Raw genomic sequence first — 254 nt, 5'->3', positions numbered from 1 at the left:
CCTCGACGGGGGCCGCGAAGTCGTAGGCCACGGTGCAGGCCTCATCGGTGTACCAGCCGGCGAAGTCGTAGCCCTCGCGGACGGGGTCGGCGGGCTTGGCAACGGGCTCGCCGTAGGCGACCGTCGAGACGACGTCCTCGGTGCCGTCGACGCCGTCGTCGAAGGTGACGGAGAGCTGCTTGGCATCCCACTTGGCGTAGAGCGTCATGTCGCCCTCGACGGGGGCCGCGAAGTCGTAGGCCACGGTGCAGGCC

1 protein-coding gene is annotated in these 254 nt (G+C 70.5%); it reads right to left on the bottom strand.

The features are described 5' to 3' along the window. The coding region (locus H6A23_RS11285) for an InlB B-repeat-containing protein (protein WP_204832265.1) at positions 1-254 on the bottom strand (254 nt) is incomplete at both ends.

The organism is Olsenella uli (assembly GCF_016900775.1).
In the GTDB taxonomy this organism is placed as follows: domain Bacteria; phylum Actinomycetota; class Coriobacteriia; order Coriobacteriales; family Atopobiaceae; genus Thermophilibacter; species Thermophilibacter uli_A.
The sequence above is the reverse complement of the archived record's forward strand: the minus strand, read 5'-3'. Positions and strand labels throughout refer to the sequence as shown.